This is a genomic window from Neobacillus dielmonensis (assembly GCF_000612665.1).
GTDB classification, from domain to species: domain Bacteria; phylum Bacillota; class Bacilli; order Bacillales; family Cytobacillaceae; genus Neobacillus; species Neobacillus dielmonensis.
Genome location: NZ_HG942030.1, coordinates 17,505 through 32,804, shown reverse-complemented (window position 1 = coordinate 32,804; position 15,300 = coordinate 17,505). Strand labels below are relative to the sequence as shown.

14 protein-coding genes are annotated in these 15,300 nt (G+C 44.2%); 3 read left to right on the top strand and 11 right to left on the bottom strand.

The genetic code is table 11. The features are described 5' to 3' along the window. Positions 1-47 precede the first annotated feature (47 nt). From BN2425_RS02880 to nirB, 4 genes are all read right to left on the bottom strand, one after another. On the bottom strand, positions 48-665 hold the full coding sequence (locus BN2425_RS02880; protein WP_042454817.1) for a precorrin-2 dehydrogenase/sirohydrochlorin ferrochelatase family protein: 618 nt from the start codon (positions 663-665) through the stop codon (positions 48-50). Next, entirely contained in the window at positions 662-2,113 is a 1,452-nt protein-coding gene (gene cobA, locus BN2425_RS02875; protein ID WP_042454814.1) for a uroporphyrinogen-III C-methyltransferase, read from the bottom strand. Before cobA ends, BN2425_RS02880 begins: the two co-directional genes overlap by 4 nt. Positions 2,114-2,192: 79 nt before the next feature. Beyond that, on the bottom strand, positions 2,193-2,513 hold the full coding sequence (nirD, locus tag BN2425_RS02870) for a nitrite reductase small subunit NirD (RefSeq protein ID WP_154663451.1): 321 nt from the start codon (positions 2,511-2,513) through the stop codon (positions 2,193-2,195). A gap of 5 nt (positions 2,514-2,518) precedes the next feature. After that, complete coding sequence (nirB, locus tag BN2425_RS02865; RefSeq protein WP_042454812.1) at positions 2,519-4,933, bottom strand: nitrite reductase large subunit NirB; 2,415 nt, start codon at positions 4,931-4,933, stop codon at positions 2,519-2,521. 205 nt (positions 4,934-5,138) lie between these two features. Here nirB and BN2425_RS22920 point away from each other — a divergent pair, with 205 nt between their 5' ends. Both BN2425_RS22920 and BN2425_RS02845 read left to right on the top strand, forming a co-directional pair. Beyond that, entirely contained in the window at positions 5,139-6,482 is a 1,344-nt protein-coding gene (locus BN2425_RS22920; protein ID WP_235714558.1) for an acyltransferase family protein, read from the top strand. Between the two features lie 99 nt (positions 6,483-6,581). Further along, positions 6,582-7,118 carry a hypothetical protein gene (locus tag BN2425_RS02845; protein WP_042454810.1) on the top strand — a complete coding sequence of 179 codons (537 nt, stop codon included), beginning with the start codon at positions 6,582-6,584 and terminating at the stop codon, positions 7,116-7,118. Between the two features lie 167 nt (positions 7,119-7,285). On the opposite strand, the gene BN2425_RS02840 is transcribed toward BN2425_RS02845, so the two are convergent. Together BN2425_RS02840 and BN2425_RS02835 are read right to left on the bottom strand one after the other, a co-directional pair. Next, the gene (locus tag BN2425_RS02840) at positions 7,286-8,272 is read right to left on the bottom strand and encodes a hypothetical protein (RefSeq protein WP_042454808.1); all 987 of its coding nucleotides are present in this window, start codon (positions 8,270-8,272) and stop codon (positions 7,286-7,288) included. Positions 8,273-8,292: 20 nt separating this feature from the next. Next, positions 8,293-8,520, bottom strand: a complete 228-nt coding sequence (locus BN2425_RS02835) for a hypothetical protein (protein WP_042454805.1) — start codon at positions 8,518-8,520, stop codon at positions 8,293-8,295. A 249-nt stretch (positions 8,521-8,769) separates the two neighbouring features. Between BN2425_RS02835 and BN2425_RS02830 the strand changes: the two genes are divergently transcribed. Continuing rightward, on the top strand, positions 8,770-9,579 hold the full coding sequence (locus BN2425_RS02830; RefSeq protein WP_042454803.1) for a hypothetical protein: 810 nt from the start codon (positions 8,770-8,772) through the stop codon (positions 9,577-9,579). Positions 9,580-9,624: 45 nt separating this feature from the next. Here BN2425_RS02830 and BN2425_RS02825 read toward each other — a convergent pair whose 3' ends face one another. The 5 genes from BN2425_RS02825 to ligA form a co-directional block, all read right to left on the bottom strand. After that, positions 9,625-10,059, bottom strand: a complete 435-nt coding sequence (locus BN2425_RS02825) for a hypothetical protein (RefSeq protein ID WP_042454800.1) — start codon at positions 10,057-10,059, stop codon at positions 9,625-9,627. Continuing rightward, positions 10,056-10,256 carry a helix-turn-helix transcriptional regulator gene (locus BN2425_RS02820; RefSeq protein ID WP_042454796.1) on the bottom strand — a complete coding sequence of 67 codons (201 nt, stop codon included), beginning with the start codon at positions 10,254-10,256 and terminating at the stop codon, positions 10,056-10,058. Before BN2425_RS02820 ends, BN2425_RS02825 begins: the two co-directional genes overlap by 4 nt. Before the next feature lie 147 nt (positions 10,257-10,403). Further along, entirely contained in the window at positions 10,404-11,951 is a 1,548-nt protein-coding gene (gene pruA, locus BN2425_RS02815) for an L-glutamate gamma-semialdehyde dehydrogenase (protein WP_042454792.1), read from the bottom strand. Between the two features lie 157 nt (positions 11,952-12,108). Further along, positions 12,109-13,272 carry a CamS family sex pheromone protein gene (locus tag BN2425_RS02810; RefSeq protein ID WP_042454790.1) on the bottom strand — a complete coding sequence of 388 codons (1,164 nt, stop codon included), beginning with the start codon at positions 13,270-13,272 and terminating at the stop codon, positions 12,109-12,111. A 12-nt stretch (positions 13,273-13,284) separates the two neighbouring features. Continuing rightward, positions 13,285-15,291: an NAD-dependent DNA ligase LigA gene (gene ligA / locus BN2425_RS02805; RefSeq protein ID WP_042454787.1), complete on the bottom strand. Its 2,007-nt coding sequence runs from the start codon at positions 15,289-15,291 to the stop codon at positions 13,285-13,287. Positions 15,292-15,300 lie beyond the last annotated feature (9 nt).

The following is a 15,300-nucleotide window of genomic DNA, read 5'->3' as shown; positions in this document are numbered from 1 at the left end:
CACAATTTTTCTAAACAAAGAGGCACCAGAACAATTCTGATACCTACTTAAATCATTTCTTTATATATTTTCTGAAATAGGGCCTCACGATTAGAACTGTCGAGAAATTCCGGCCCTGTAATCGCCGTCAGCAATTTGCTTTTTAAGGATTGATCACCTACATGGCTTAAAATCCATTTCCGTTTCAAAAAAAGAAATTCGAGAAAATCTCCATAATTGGGATCAAACTGTTCTTCCAATTGCCGGCGAATTCTTCTGGCAAGAGTGGGGCTGGCCCCCCCAGTAGATATCGCTATGCTCAACCGACCGCGATTGATGCGGGCTGGCACGTGGAAATCCGAGCTGTCCGGATCATCAGCAAGAGTGACCAACTGACGGGGCCCGGCAACATCCTTTACGAGCTGGTTAATCTTAGAATCATTGGATGCAGCAAATATTATATCCGCTCCTTGCGCATCTGCCGGATCAAATGACCTCTCGTGCCAAGTGACCTTTTTTTCATCAGCCAGTTTTTGGATAAACTCCCCCGCCTCCGGACTAATCACGGTAATATGGGCTCCTGTTCCAAGCAAACCTTTGATTTTTCGCTCTGCGACATTACCGCCGCCCACCACCACTACTTTTTTTCCTTCAAGGCGCAGCATAATCGGATAATAGGAGCTCATGACTCACCCCTGCTTAAAAATTGAACTAACGCATCCTTAGTAGGCTGATCCGGCATCCCATTGGATGGGAGTCCCGCGGAAACGACCGCTTCTAGCGTTTGCATCCCCATACTTACAACCTGTGCATTTTGCAAGATCTCCTCAGTAGTAACTTTAAAGCCCTTGAGTCCTTCAAGAAACAGCTCAACGGATGCTCTGCTAGGGAAAACGACCGTATCTACTTGTGCTTCTCCCAACATTCTTTTAAAAATCGATTCATATTGTGGATCAATCTGCTTTTGATGGATAACCCACAAATCAGCATTTGCGCCCTTATAGCCCTGCAGGGTAATATCATCACCAACAATTAAAAAGCGGCCGTTCTCAGGCATTTCAGCTGCTAACTGCGGAATAAATCCTCGTGCCTCTAATGCATTTAACGTTTTCTTGGAAAAGCCATATACAACAGCAGTTAACTGGCGAATATCGACTTTAAAGCTCCTAAGAGCATGAAAAAATTCATCGACACTCTCCGGTGAAGTGAACAAAACCTTTTGATAGGTCGGCAGCTTTTCAATTAGCTCCTGATCAACCGGAACCGAGATGCTCGTCCACTTAGGAAATTCGATCACATCCGCTCCCTGATTCGTAAGCTCTTTGGCTAATTCACTGGAATGGGTACCAGTCCGAGCTAACAGAATTTGCCGGCCGGACAATGGCTTTTTCTCAAACCAACTAATTTTTTCACGAAGGGATACTACTTTCCCAACAAGAATAATCGAAGGATTGCTGAATTTCGCCGCTAATACTTTCTCCGTTATATCAGTTAACGTTCCTTGCAGAGTTTTCTGCCGGCCAAACGTACCCCATTGAATCAGAATGACCGGGGTATCAGATGGTTTCCCGTATTTGATGAGATTTTCGCAGATGAACGGCAAATTTTTGACTCCCATGTAAAAAGCAATTGTATCAACACCGCGGGCCAAGCCCTCCCAGTCCAGAACCGGTCTGCCGTCCTGCGACTTGTCATGAGCGGTGACGACCGCGAATGATTCCGCATGCTCCCTATGGGTAACAGGGATTCCAGCATAAAGCGGTGCGGCAATTCCAGATGAGATCCCGGGAACCATTTCATAGGTGATGCCAGACTCGGCGAGAGCAGCCGCTTCTTCCCCAACACGGCCAAACACACCCGGATCGCCGCCCTTTAACCGGACAACGATTTTTCCGTCTAAAGCTTTTTCCACCAAAAGTTCATTGATGCGCTCTTGGCGAAGTGTATGGCGATCTGGCAACTTGCCGCAATAAATAAGCTCGCACTCTGGGGGAGCGTACTCCAACAGCCTCGGATTCGCCAATCGGTCGTATAAAATTACCTCCGCCTGCCTAATCGCTTCCAAGCCTTTTACGGTGATTAACCCGATGTCTCCCGGTCCTGCCCCTACTAAAAACACTTTCCCTGGTTTCATTTTTTGCAGCCATCCTTCCCTGTTGTCCGTCTTTTTACAGCGGAAGCACCCTAGTGACTAGAGTGCTTCTGCTTTTTCACTATAATACTATAAATACAATGCCATCGACTATATCCACTGCATAGGTTTGTACTTTTCCTGTATCAGGAGCCTGCACAAGCCCATCGACTAAAGAAATTTTCCAATCATAAACCGGGCAGTACACATACTCGCCGCTGACCAGCCCTTCGGAAAGGACTCCGCCCTTTGGATGGGGGCTATGGTTTTCCAAGGCATACACTTGACCCTTAGAGGTTCTAAACAAGGCTATCTCTTTGTCGTCAATTTTGAGAGAATACCCTGCCCTTGCCTTTAGATTCGAAAGATTGGCTACGGGAATCCTGGTTATTGTCTGCACCATTGTGATCACTCTCCGACCTTAATTGTATGCTTTGCATAGTATTTATCTTGAATATCTTCGCTCTCAATTGCTTCTTTCCAAGGCTCATTATATTTCTTCAATGTTTGATCCATCCGCTCATTTAGAGTTTTAACGGTTTTTTTATCACCTAAAACCTGTCTCACTTGGTCTAGCCCAACACGTTCCAACCATTTGGAAGTCCGCTCTAAATAATTGGCTGTCTCACGGTAGTATTGCAGATAGGCACTAGTGATTTCCATGACTTCCTCTTGGGTTTTAACAGTCGTTAGTAAATCTCCGGCACGGAGGTCCACCCCGCCGTTTCCTGCGACATAAATCTCCCAGCCGCCGTCAACTCCCACAAAGCCGATGTCCTTGATTCCGGCTTCGGAACAGTTTCTTGGGCAAGCAGATACGCCCATTTTCACTTTATGAGGGGTATCGAGTCGTTCAAATTTCTTCTCGAGTTCGATTCCGAGTGCCATGGAATCCTGCGTGCCATAGCGGCAGAATTGCGCACCGACACAAGTTTTAACCGTCCGTAATGTTTTACCGTACGCATAACCGGATGGCATGTTGAGGTCTTCCCATACGTTTGGCAAGTCTTCTTTTTTGATGCCGAACAAGCCAATCCGTTGTCCTCCAGTTAATTTTACTAATGGTACCTCATATTTTTCAGCCACTTCAGCAATTTTTTTCAAATCTGCTGCGGAAGTCACGCCGCCGTACATTCTTGGCACAACAGAATAAGTTCCGTCCTTCTGGATGTTGGCATGCATCTTTTCATTAACCAGACGGGAATCACGGTCGTCCTTGTACTCGTCCATGTGAATCATGCCTAGATAGTAGTTAATTGCCGGACGGCATTTCGTGCAGCCTTCCTCGTTGTTCCACTCTAAAACATTCATGACTTCTTTGACGCTGGTTAAACCTTTTGCCTTAATTTCAGCCACTAATTCCTCGCGGCTTAATGTCGTACAGCCGCAAATGCTTGTCTTTTGTTCGGCCGCAGCATCAAACTGGTCGCCAAGCGTATGGGCGAGAATTTGGTTAACCAGCGGTTTGCATCGTCCGCAAGAGCGCCCGGCATTGGTGCAATGGCTCACCTGGTCAAGTGTGGTCAACCCTTGTGTTTGAATTGCTTCGACAATGGTACCTTTGGTCACACCGTTACAGCCGCAGACTAGTTCGTCATTTGGCATGGAAGCAATATCGTCTGCTTCTTCCGTGTTATTGCCCATTTGGAAAACGGAAGTGCCGCTGATATCTTCTTTTTTCGAAAGCATACGGTACAACCTTGTGCTATCCTTTGTATCTCCATAAAGGACAATCCCGACAATCCGGTTGTCTCTTGTTAAAACTTTCTTATAAACTCCCTCAAACTCATTATAAATCATGATGGATTTGGTAGAGGTACCATCTTCAAAAATTTCGCCAGCGGAATAAAGGTCAACTCCGGCAACCTTCAGCTGCGTACCCGTAACAGACCCTTCATAAGGCTCTCCTACTTTACCGCAAATCCGGCTGGCCAGCACTTTGCCTTGCTCATACAATGGTGCGACCAAACCGTAGACAATTTCCCGGTGCTCAGCACATTCTCCGACGGCATATACGTGCGGCACGCTTGTTTCTAAAAAGTCGTTGACGACAATACCGCGGTTTACGTAGATGCCGCTGTTTCTTGCTACTTCCACATTCGATTTAATGCCAATCGCCATCACCACAAGGTCCGCTTCCACTTCGGAGCCGTCCTTAAAGCGCAGCCCAGTGACACGCTCATCACCCAAAATCTCAACGGTTTCTTTTTCCATCAAAAAGTTCATGCCTTGTGATTCCAGTTCTGCCTTCAGCATGGTAGAGGCAATCGGGTCAAGCTGCCTTTCCATCAGGTTTGGCATTAAATGCACGACGTCGACCTCCATGCCAAGGTTTAGCAAGCCTCTAGCCGCTTCCAGTCCGAGCAGCCCGCCGCCAATGACCACAGCCTTTTTGTAGTGCTGTGCTGATTTGATCATCTTTTCACAATCTTGTATGTCACGAAATCCAGTTACACCTTGCTTATCCGCACCAGGAATCGGCAGGATAAACGATTGGGAGCCGGTAGCAATAATCAGTTCGTCATAGGCGACTTCTCGTCCTTGGTCGCTGATGACCGTCTTCGCTTCGACATCAATTTTCACCACTGATTCACCTGTGAACAATTGAATGTGGTTCTCTTTGTACCAGTCCAAAGGGTTAATAATAATTTCCTCAAAGCTTGCATCACCTTGTAAGATGTTTGATAGTTTAATTCGGTTATAGTTTGGATGTGGTTCTTGTCCAAAAATGGTGATCTCAAATTGTTCTGATTCCAGCTTTAGGATTTCCTCTATGGTTCTTACACCAGCCATACCGTTGCCAATCATCACTAATTTTTTCATGCTGGTTCACTCCTTTATATATAATCACGTCATTGACATTTAGTTGGTTTTCTCTATAGCTATATTGTAATCTGGCATGACCGATAAAATTGTGACGTTCGTCACTTTTTTAACACTATGTGTGACTGGTTTCACATTATTGTCAAAAACCATGTTTTGCTAGATAATTAGTCCTACTGGATTAATATGTATAATGAGGTGATTTATGGAGAATAAGACGATTCAACGACAATACGACTTGGATTGGATAAGGGTACTGGCCACACTTGCTGTATTTCTGTATCACTGTTCGATGTTTTTCAATCCCTGGCCGTGGCATGTAAAAAATAATCAGCTGAATTATTCTGGTATTTTGGTATTTTCACTTTTTACAAGTTCATGGATTATGCCTATCTTTTTTGCTGTATCAGGGATCAGTGTTGTCTACACCCTGAAGAAAAGGTCTGCCGGTGCTTATTTTAAGGAGCGGTTCATAAGGCTTGGGGTGCCTCTATTGTTGGGGGTGTTTATTTTGTCCCCGCCCCAGGTTTTCATCGAGAGATTGACCCACAACCAATTCAGCGGATCTTTCTTGGATTTTATCCCACATTATTTTGACGGGGTGTATTTAAGTATCGGTGGATCCGGAAATTTCGCTTTTATTGGCTTACATCTATGGTACTTGCTAGTGCTTTTAGTCTATTCCTTTCTTACTTTTCCTTTTTTCAAAAAAGTGGACCTGTTAAATTTGGCAGTTGATTTCCGCTCCAGACGCTCGCTTTCCGCGGGCGTGCCGGGGAGCCTCCTCGGCGCTGATGCGCCTGCGGGGTCTCCCCAGCCCCGTACTCCCGCAGGAGTCGAGCGCCTTCCGCTCCAATCAACAGAGCTAAAAAAATCAACATTTTCGTTTAACAGAACCCCCAAAATAAGAAAGCAACGCAGCTTTAAGCCGATTCATCTGTTCATACTGCCATTATTTCTTGTTCTTATCGGCCCTATTAAAACGGTGAACCTTGGCGGATGGGACTTGCTTTTTTATCTGGTCCTCTTTGTTTATGGGTACTATTTTTTCTCAGACAGCGAATTTAAATCGGTTGTTAAAAAGACCATCATGCTTCATTTCAGTCTCGCAATTGTGACTTCCATTGTATATATCTCCTGGTTTATGATGGGGAGCCCAAAACCTGGCTCCTTCGCAGATATCATCTTTTATGCCATCCGTACGGTCAATTGCTGGAGCTGGATGTTAGGCATCTTTTATCTTGCCGATCGGTATTTAACGGCTTCAAACCGTTTTTTGGCATATGGCAGCGAGGCATCTATGCCGTTCTACGTAATCCACCAGCCGGTCATTGTGCTGCTTGGGTTTGGAATTTATGATTCATCGTTACCGGTGGCGGGAAAGGCACTGTTATTAATCGGAGCTTCTTTTTCCATCATTATGGTCTGTTATCACATGGGGATTCGGCGGACGAAATTTATACGGGTGCTCTTCGGAATGAAAGCACAAGTCGACCAGAAGTTGGTTACTCATGCCGTTGAAATGACAAGAGGAGGATCCCCTAAATAAATATCTATTTGTAGGCATCTACACATTTATAAGAGAACAAGCTGATAGGTGAATGACTAATGAATAGGATAGTGTGAGATAAGTAAAGGAGTGTATGTTATGTATCCTATTTCAACACCTCTCTATTATAACGATCCATACAGTCACGATGCCTATTCCTATTCATATCCATATGAGAATTATTACTATACTGACCCTGTAGACAGACTATTTGACATGTTTCAGCCTCCGTTTGGCCCGCCTGGCCAAGGACAACCGGGTGGACCACCACCGTTTGGCCCCCCTGGTCAAGGGCAACCGAGTGGACCGCCTTCGTTTGGCCCGCCTGGCCAAGGGCAACCGGGTGGACCGCCTCCATTTGCACCACCTGGCCAAGGACAACAGGCCGGACCGCCTACAGCGCCACCGCCATCTTTTATTCCCCAGGAACAAGTATCCGCTTTTGCGGTTGATCCAGGCGGCATTGCAAGATGCTTATTCAGATACACGTACGTATGGCTGAGAGGCTTTGACCAATTTTGGTTTTACCCGATTTTTGTAGGTCGAACCTCTGTCGCAGGCTGGCGTTGGACCGGATTTAGATGGGTTTATTTCGGTATAAGTTTACGGCAAATTCAATCTTTTACTTGCTTTTAACTTAGAAAACCGTTGTAGTGACTTGAATATCTAATGGACGATGCTTTAAGATGAGGCATCGTTTATTTTTGATTGAAAAAAGCAGAGTCATTTGTATATACAACCAACTCTGCCCCCTTCTCTTCCTCCAATTGGAACCGATTAATAAGTTACTACGTCTTGGACAACTACGAAACTATTCGCTGCCGGTCGGGATGCCGGAGAAATTGTAGCCGCGCTACAGCAACTGGAATAAAGGCACCGATAAGTGCTGCTGGTATGCTTTCCCATAACACTAGTGGTGGAGTGACAAGCAGCTCAGACTGTTGTATCGCATACAAGACAAGAAAGTAGCCTAACCCTCCAACAATTCCCGCTGCCCAGCTGGTTCTTTTAAATAGTAAATACGATATTGGAATTAATAAGAGAGTAATCGGGACATAGGAAGTTGGATAATTGACAGCCCAAAAGGCCCCTTTAAAAATAAAACGAATCAAAATGTAAAGCCCGGCCGCCATTACTGGTAAAGTGTAATCGCGAAATACTTTTATCATGACAACGGTCAATAACCCTACCATTAACACCGAGTATATCGGGTATACCCATTCAGGAATGCCGCCAAAAATTTGTGACTTTGGATCTGATATTAACTCCAGGATTTCCTGTGAAGCGATTGATTTTCCATGGATATATTGGGAATAAGAGATTGCACCATTTTCCTGCTGCATGTTAGGAAACATGAAACATTCCAGCAAGAACATGGCAAACCACGTATGCAGCGACCTCCATGTGGGCTGTATGTCATGGGTATACAGATAGTAGCCCCGCCAAACGCCAAATATCATAATATCGGTGGCAATATAATAAATAAAATGAGTTGGACTCCAGGTGGTCAAATCAATCCCATAAGCGATATGGTAGGTAAAATCTAGTGGAATGCCGATTAAAAATAACGCATACCCAATCGTAATCAGGTTCCGCGAAAACTTATCCATAAAGTGGGATTGCCGCCACTCCTTGAACAACAGCCAGGCACCCAAGACAAACCCGGCGAAGTTGACGATATGCGGGATGGAGTATTCCTCAAAAAGATATTTAAAATGATACGACGCATCCCAGGCTGAACCAATAAATTTTAACAAAAAAGCAATTACCCATAATCGGTAATACTTCATTCACACACTTCCTCTCTTTGTTAGCCAAGCAAATCAAACGGATCTCCAAAAATGGCAATCAGGATGTAATTCACAACCAGTGCGATACCGAAAGTCATTGCTGCAATTCGAACGTTTTTCTGTTTGAACAACCTATACATAAACACAATCCCTGACGCGACCACAAGGATATTGATGCAGACAAACATGCCAAGCAATCCCTCGCTATGCTCGACAGCTGTCACGTGCAATAAATATAACGGTATCAAACCAATACCTCCATGAGATGTTTTTTACTAGTTAAGACCATTGACACAGTGCTTTTGGAATATTGCACTCTTACTATATAACGATTTTTACGGAGGAAAAGTTTCTTAATCATTTCCATTATGTTTATCTTATCATTTTTTTAGTAATATCAGTCTAACAACTTTTACAAAAAGTCCTTGCATTGGTTGAAAAAGGTAATGTACATTTAGGGAGGAGTACCTACCTATTCTATTGGAGGGGAGTGCTATATGAGGCATCTAATTTTGACTATCATTCTAGTTTGTTCGATTTTGCTAACATCTTGCAATTCATTAAAGGTTCCTAAATCAATGATGGACCATAAAATGAGCGCGGTTCCAGTGGATGTTGTGCCGACTAACGCAGAATGGAAAGTCCCTGAGCATGTAAACCCGAGTGAAAAGATTCCGCTTTCGATTTTAATCAAGGATAACTCCAATCAACCCATTACTTCGTTTGAAACCGTTCATGAGAAGAAGATGCATTTATTTATAATCAGCAATGATTTATCCTATTTTTCTCATATACATCCTAAATATAAAGAAAATGGACAGTTTGATTTTACAGGGGAATTTCCAGCGGGCGGCGATTACAAATTGATTGCTGAGTTTACGCCAAAAGGCGGCGGAGATAGCAGTGTGGAGACTCACTGGCTCCAGGTGGAGGGTGAACCGGCTGATTTTGGGCCTATTGTTCCTGATAAAAAGCTAACAAAGAAAGTGAACGGAAAAGAGGTCACGCTTTCTTTTGACCAGTTGCAGCCAAACAAGATTCTGCACATGACTTTTAGCATCCGGGATGCAAAGATACACAAGCCAATAAAGGACCTCCAACCATACTTAGGAGCCATGGGACATGCTGTCGCCATCAGTGCCGACGCTGAACAATACCTGCATATTCATCCCATGACAACAGAGGAAAATGGGCCTAAGGTGACCTTCATGACCATCTTTCCTGAAAAGGGTCTGTATAAGATTTGGGGGCAATTCAAGCATGACGGGAAGGTGTTTACTGTTCCGTTTGTCATAGAAGTGCATTAACACATTAAAAAGCTGATATACAAAAAGTATCAGCTTTCCTTTAGACTATATAGATTCATCCTCATCCATTTCTTCATAATGCTTTCTTCGCAGATAGTAGGCATAAGAGAATGATGCTAAAAAGCAAATAAACAGGACTCCGCCGATGAGCAGGGCATCGCGAAGTGTTCCATCCGGCCCAATAAAAGTGATTCCACCAAAAACCACCCCAACCGCCAATGATAACAGCAAGGTTTTATAATACGGACCCGGCTTTTTGGAATTGAAGGTTTGTTGAACGTCAACTGATATTCGGATATTCAGATATCCCAATAAAACGCAAGTAGCCATAAAAATCAGCCATAGTGGACTGTCGGTAATATGAGAAATTCCTTTCCTGATACCGTCATAGATGAGCATCCCCACAATGCATATAGTTTGAAACGCAAAGGCAATCCTGATATTCTTTAAGCTTTGCAAGACTAGCCGTTCATCCTTCATAACTCATCAACCTCCCAAAATAGTTCATCCAACGTTTTACGGAGCGTTTTCGCGATTGCAATACATAGCTGAAGGCTCGGATTATACTCGCCTTTTTCAATCAATCCAATGGTCTGCCTGGTCACACCCACTTTGATGGCTAATTGTTCCTGAGTCATCGACATTTTCATTCGGGTTATCTTTACATTGTTTTTCATATCATCACCCACACCAATGATGCAATATATATATTGCATATGCAATTTATATCTTACATCAATAGTATTATTTTGTCAAAATATTCCTCAAGATATAAAAATAAAACCTCCCCCCGTTTTACTTGGGAAGAGGTTTCTGCTAATCTATTAAAACATTTCTGACGTCGTTTTAGCTTGCATATGAAGCAATAGGTAATCAGGCCCGCCTGCCTTGGAGTCAGTACCGGACATGTTGAAGCCCCCAAATGGCTGATAGCCAACGATCGCTCCTGTGCAGCCACGGTTAATATACAAATTACCAACATGGAAATCTTCACGAGCTTGTTCAATATGGGCACGATTTCTGGAGATTACTGCACCGGTTAAGCCATACTCCGTATTGTTGGCAATCTCGATTGCTTCATCGAAATTCTTAGCTTTAGTAAACCCAACAACCGGTCCAAAAATTTCTTCTTGCATTAAGCGGGCTTTCCGGTCAAGGTCCGCAAATACAGTTGGTTGAATAAAAAATCCTTTGGAGCTGTCTCCTTCGCCACCTGTCATCAGCTTGCCTTCCTGTTTCCCAACTTCGATGTATTCCATAATCTTTTTGAAAGCACCATGATCATTAACTGGGCCCATAAAATTGCTGATATCAGATGGGTCACCAACGGTCAATTGATTTGTCAATTCTACCACACGGTTTAACACTTGTTCATAAACATCCTCCACCACCACGGCACGGGAGCAGGCAGAGCATTTTTGCCCAGAGAATCCAAATGCGGAGGCAACAATTGATTGTGCGGCTAGCTCAAGGTCAGCTTCACTGTCGACGACAATCGTATCTTTACCACCCATTTCGGCAATCAACCGCTTCATCCATATTTGCCCTTCACTGATTTTAGAGGACCGTTCAAAAATTCGGAGGCCTACTTCACGGGAACCGGTAAAGCTGATGAACCGGGTATCTTTATGGTCTACTAAATAGTCACCGACTTCTGACCCGCTTCCAGGAACAAAATTTAGCACACCTTTTGGCAGGCCTGCTTCTTCCATAACCTCCACAAATTTCGCCGCAATCACCGGCGTGGTGGAAGCTGGTTTAAGCAGGACTGTGTTTCCTGAAACAATGGCGGCGACGGTTGTTCCAGCCATAATCGCAAAAGGAAAATTCCAGGGCGAAATAATGACTCCGACCCCTAGTGGGATATAACCATAACGGTTGTGCTCATTTGGACGGCTCTGAACTGACATGCCATTTTTAAGTGCCAGCATCTGACGACCATAGTATTCCAGGAAATCAATTCCTTCTGCTGTATCGGCATCCGCTTCACTCCACGGTTTGCCCGCTTCTTTTGTCATTAATGCCGAGAACTCGTGCTTGCGGCGGCGAATAATCGCTGCTGCTTTAAAAAGTACATCTGCACGAACTTCCGGCTTGGTTTTTTTCCACGTCTTGAACGCTTCAACGGCAGCTTGCATAGCTATTTCTGCCAACTCTTGGTTCGCCTTTGAAACGCGTCCAATGACTTCCTGTTTATTGGCTGGGTTAACTGAAATAATTCTGTCTTCCGTAGAAACCTTTTCTCCGCCAATGACAAGATCATAATCCTTGCCAAGTTCGCCTTCAATTGTTTTTAAAGCTTGCAGGTAGGCTTGGCGGTTTGCTTCGATTGAGAAATCAGTTAATGGTTCATGTTTGTATGGTTGTACCATTGTCTTAACCCCTCCCCGTTCATGTAAAGCGTTTACATTTCATACCCATTCTACAAAATAATATTCATAGTATCAATCGTTTAGGACTTGGCAGGGGATTCTCTTGTTACCGACATTTGACATCATAAAAAAAGACCCGGTGTCAACCGGATCTCACTTACTGGTAGATATATACAAATGGTTCATCTTCGTCGGCCTTGCGGACAATCAGTGCCTCCGGTCCATCCACAGAGGTTACGCTGACCGATACAGCAATATACTTAGGGAAGTGCTCCATCACCAAGCCTGTTACATATTGGGTAAAGCCCACTCCTTCTGTCTTTCCATAGAACTGAATCGGAATCGTGATATTTAATTCCTGAAGCTGGTCACCCGCATAAAAAGCCTTTCCAATGACTCCATTAAAGTTTGGAAAATATTCCTCTACATCCTGTTTAAAATTGAGGAAGGCAGTCACATCATCGCGATGGGCTTCTTCAGCATCATTAGACGGGAACAGATAGTATTTTTCATTAATCTTTTCCCAGTCATTTAAATTGGAGCTCCCTTTATCAACCGTTGTATAGGCAATAAAATTCCCTGGTACAACAGAGCTTTTGCTTTGCTGCGCAAATAGAGCGATTGTAATCGGAACATCCGCAAGATCCTTCATGCCCCGCATCCGGTTGATTACTTCTTCAGCTATTTTCTTCCCTTGGCTCTCCATTTCGGCCGCATCAATTTTTTCCTCTTTTTGAATCGTACCGTCCCCTTGCTGGACCTTGTAATAATAAACCGAGTTCAAAGCAAGTCCAATCGTAATGCCGCCTAAAGCAACATTTCCCTTATCGTCTTTTGTTAAATAATCATGTTCTAATATATGAGCCAGATAAATAGGCGAGCTAGGATCTTCAGCCGATCCCGTGTTAACTGGATTTAAACCGATATTATCTTCCGGTTTGATATTGTCCGCTTTTAACTGTTCTGGCGTATACTGCCGGTTTAGCCAGGCTTTAATGGTCTTTGACTTAATTTCCTGTCCTTCCCGGAAGTAGTATTTATCGGTATCAAAGCTATTTTGAGCGATTCTCATTAAGCCCATTTCAAACTCGTTCAAATCGTAACGCGTATTGATGTTATTCACGACCAATCCCCGAGTTTCGCTTGGCTCAAATGGTAAAATCGTTCGATAATAGCTGTCCGATATGTTGTACTTTGGAATAATCGCTTTCCCCTTGTCCTCCTCCTTCGTTTGGACGACTTCGTTTTGCTTGCCAAAATTGGGTGCACAGGCAGTTAGCAAAAAGACAAGGGAGAGAGCGAGAATTGAGATCTTTCTCACATCTTCCACCTCTTATTTATTTAACTCTTCCAAGAGCTTCTCTTCATCCCATATTTCAATACCAAGTTCTTGCGCCTTGGTTAATTTAGAGCCAGCATCGGCACCGGCAACGACCAAATGCGTTTTTTTGCTGACACTTCCAGCCACATTGCCGCCGAGGGCTTCTATTTTTTCCTTGGCTTCATTTCTGGACAATTGCTCAAGCTTACCGGTGAGAACAACAGTTTTTCCAGCAAAAACAGAATCAGATTCCTCCGCCGATACTGGTTTTGCTCCTTTATAATCCATGTTCACTCCAGCAGCTTTTAATTCTGCAATCAGCTCTTGAGCTTCTTCCATTTCAAAATAGTTAACAATCGAATCGGCCATCTTATCGCCAATTTCATTAATCGCGGTTAAATCGTCTTTGGAAGCAGCTGCGAGCCTGTCCATGCTGCCAAATTGCTGGGCCAGTGTCTTGGCGGCTTTTGCCCCGACCAATCGAATTCCCAGACCAAACACTAATTTTTCCAGTGAATTAGCTTTGGAAGCCTCTATGGCTTCTAGTAAGTTCGAAACAGACTTGGCCCCCATCCGTTCAAGGGAAATCAGCTGCTCATAAGTAAGTTTATAAATATCCGCCACATCACTGATTAATTGTTCAGCAAACAGCTGACTGATCACTTTTTCACCCAAGCCATCAATGTTCATTGCATCTCTTGAGACAAAGTGAATCAAGCCTTCACGGATTTGGGCAGGGCATTTTGGGTTGATGCAGCGCAATGCGACTTCCCCCTCGAGGCGGACTAACTCACTCTCGCACTCAGGGCAATGGGTTGGCATATGGAATTCCCTTTCCTCCCCGGTCCGCTGATCAGCAAGGACATTAACAACCTCAGGGATAATGTCGCCTGCTTTTTTGACAACCACTTTATCGCCGATTTTAATATCTTTTTCCCTGATTAAATCTTCATTGTGCAGGGATGCACGTTGGACGGTTGTACCTGCCACTTTTACCGGTTCAAGAATTGCCGTTGGCGTGATGACACCGGTTCTTCCGACACTAAGCTCAATGTCTAACAAAGTGGTCACCACTTCTTCAGCCGGGAACTTATAGGCAATTGCCCAACGCGGGCTTTTAGCTGTTGTTCCTAGCGCCGCCTGCTGCTCAAGAGAGTCTAGTTTGATAACGATCCCATCAATCTCATATGGCAGTTGCGGACGCTTTTCCGTCCATTCCTTGATGTATTTGAGCACGTCTTCAATCGTGCTGCATTTTCTGCGTTCTTTATTTGTTTTAAAACCAAGACGATCTAAATAATCGAGGCCTTCGCTATGGGCAGCCACGTCAATGACTTCCGGATTGCCGATGTTATATAAAAATGTATCTAATTTACGAGATGCTGCGATTTTTGGGTCGAGCTGACGAAGGGATCCAGCTGCTGCATTCCGTGGGTTAGCAAACAGCTCCTCTCCCCGCTCCTGTCTGGCTTTATTTAACGCTTCAAAGGAACGTTTTGGCATATAAGCTTCACCGCGAACCTCAATGGAAATAGGTTCCTTTAACCGGAGCGGTACCGATTGAATGGTTCTGATATTAGCGGTGATATCTTCGCCAATTGTGCCATCTCCTCGGGTAGATCCTTGAGCAAACAAACCATCCTCATATCGTAAGGAAACTGCCAGTCCATCAATCTTCAGCTCGCAGACATAAGAAACATTTTCACCAACTGCTTTACGAATTCGTGCATCAAAGTCACGCAAATCCTGCTCATTAAAGGCATTGCCCAGACTTAGCATCGGAATCGTATGTTCTACTTTTTCGAACATATCGAGTACTGCTCCGCCGACACGCTGTGATGGGGAGTCCGGAGTCTTTAATTCTGGGAATTCTTCCTCTAATTTCAACAGTTCCTGCATAAGCCGATCGTATTCCGCATCCGGTACGGATGGATTGTCTAATACATAATATTCATAGCCGTATTGACTTAATTGGTTTTGTAATTCTTTGACACGTTGTTCAGCGCTTTGAAGGTCCATAAATCCAGC